This window comes from Paraconexibacter sp. (assembly GCF_041602235.1).
Classification (GTDB): domain Bacteria; phylum Actinomycetota; class Thermoleophilia; order Solirubrobacterales; family Solirubrobacteraceae; genus Paraconexibacter.
Window position 1 is genome coordinate 1 of record NZ_JBFIGP010000435.1, and the last position, 2,187, is coordinate 2,187.

At 72.1% G+C, this 2,187-nt stretch carries 2 protein-coding genes and 1 pseudogene; all 3 read right to left on the bottom strand.

Going from position 1 to position 2,187, the window contains the following annotated elements; all coding sequences use genetic code 11:
- Positions 1 to 1,239: hypothetical protein (locus tag ABYE80_RS20080; RefSeq protein WP_372792105.1), on the bottom strand; the 1,239-nt coding region annotated here is incomplete at its 3' end.
- 30 nt (positions 1,240 to 1,269) lie between these two features.
- Entirely contained in the window at positions 1,270 to 1,551 is a 282-nt protein-coding gene (locus tag ABYE80_RS20085; protein WP_372792107.1) for a hypothetical protein, read from the bottom strand.
- Positions 1,552 to 1,562: 11 nt separating this feature from the next.
- A pseudogene (locus ABYE80_RS20090) lies at positions 1,563 to 2,187 on the bottom strand (hypothetical protein); the annotation flags it as partial.

The following is a 2,187-nucleotide window of genomic DNA, read 5'->3' on the forward strand; positions in this document are numbered from 1 at the left end:
CCCCTGCACCGTCGCCGCGGGCGGCAGGTCCCGCAGCAGGAACTGCGCGAAGGCCCGCACGCGCGGCTCACGCCAGGCGAGGTACTCCGCCCACGGCAGGAACCGCACCTGGTCCGAGAGGCCGTACTTGGTGGTCTTCGCCGGCGGGTTGGTCTCGTAGCCGTACTCGGTGATCCAGACGTCGCGCAGCCCGGTGGCCAGCCGCTTGCGGGCGACCAGACGGCTCAGCAGCTTGGTCATGCGTGGCAGCGCGCCGAGCGGGACGTCGTCGGGCTGACGAGCCGACGGCCGCGCGTCCGGCGGGGTGCTCAGCGAGTACGGGTGGATCGTGAAGCCGTCGCCGGGGACCTTCGTGAACCCCTGGCACTCCTTGGTCCTCAGCGGCCGGAGCTTGCCGTCGACGCACGCCAGCTCCCGCAGGAACCGCAGCGGCGAGACACCGCGTCCGTTGGTGCCCTTGGAGGCCAGGCCACCGATGAGGACCTTGGCCCCGGCCTGCTCGGTGCGGATCCCGGCCACCGCGGTCCGCACCATCCTGCGGTAGGAGGCGGGACTGCCACGCTCGCCGCGCGCGGACTGCGGCATGAGGAACGCCGGGTGGTTCGGCTCGTTCCACAGCGAGAACAGCTGCACGCGCGGCAGCGGTCCCTCCGACGGCGCGGTCGCCGGGGGCGGCGGATCGTCCGCACCGAAGAGCTGCTCCAGGAGGTTGCTGTCCTGGGAGGGCGGGACCGGCTCGACGGCAGCCGGGGGCGTGAAGGATCCGTTGTAGCGACGGGCGAGCGCCCGGGCGAAGCGTCCGTAGGCGTCGGCGTCGACGTCCGTCCGGGCGCGCGGGCCCTCGGTGTCGGTGGTCGCCCACAGGGGTGCCCAGAAGGCGATGTCCAGCAGCACGCGCAGGCCTCGCGCGTCCGCCTGCCGGACCACCCGGTCCAGGGCGGTGAAGCGGGCCTGCTCGTAGGCGGCGGGGTCGGTCTGATCGAACTCGCCCGGCTGCGTCCTGTCGTCCGCCCCTCGGGTCAGCACGGACCATCCGGCCGTGACGCGGACCGTGTCCACGCCGAGATCCCGGAGCCGGTCCAGCGAGGCGGCGACCTCCGACTCGGGCTTGTGCAGCAGCTGGGCGTCGTCCTGGACGACGGTCCACAGCGGGCCGCGGGCATGCGCTATCGCCGGCAGCGACAGCAGCGCCATCACGATCGTGGTGCAGTACAGCGCGAACCCTCGTGGTCGCAGCATCGGTCCCCTCCCTGTCCCTGGTGTCGCCGGTTACTGCTGCGGAACGGTCTCCTGGGGCTCCTCCTGCCGGGAGCCCCAGACGTAGACGACCGCGAGCCCCAGCACCGCGCCGGGGATCGCCTCCATCGCCGTCAGGATGTCGGTGTCCGAACGGCCCGGGACGTCGAATCCGTGGATCGCCAGGCCGAACACGATCGAGCCGATCAGGGCGCCGAGGAACGCACCGACGATGCCGCCCGCGAACCGGTCCGGCACGAAGACCGTGAAGTGCCAGATCGCGAGGCCCATCGTCACCCAGGTGAACATGCCCATGTCGTCGTCTCCTACCGTGGGCGCCCGTGGCGCTTGTTGCGGGGACCCTTGCGCTTCTCGCGCTTGGGCGTGTCCTTCATGACGAGGTCCTCCGGCGCCGCGTCGGCCGTCGGATCGGCCGTGGCGGTCGGCGGCGCGTCGGCGTGGAGGTCACGCACCATCTGGTCGAACTCGGACTTGCTCACGCCTTGCGCGGGATCGTCGGAGAGCCGGGCCGGGCCGCGGGCACGGGTCGCCTTCGCGGGCGCCTCGACCGCCGCGCTGCCCTCCGCGTAGGCCGGGACCACGCCGCCGTTGGCCGCCGCGATCCGCAGGCGCCGGCGGCGGTACACCGACTCCCGTTCCTTCCACGCCGTGAGGACCGGCGAGGCGATGAAGATCGAGGAGTAGGTGCCCGAGGCGATGCCGACCAGCAGCGCGACCGCGAAGTCCCGCAGCGTCTCGCCGCCGAACAGCAGCAGGATGAGGATCGGCAGCGCGGTCGACAGCGTCGTCGCGAGCGAGCGGACGATGACCTCGCTCATCGAGCGGTTCACGATCTGCGAGAACGCCGCCCGCGGCATGCGCGGGAGGTTCTCGCGGATGCGGTCGAACACGATGATCGTGTCGTAGAGGGAGTAGCCGAGGATGGTGAGC

Coding starts and splice junctions, on each gene's coding strand:
- ABYE80_RS20085 (WP_372792107.1), bottom strand. CDS start 1,551: ATGGGCATGTTCACCTGGGTGACGATGGGCCTCGCGATCTGGCACTTC.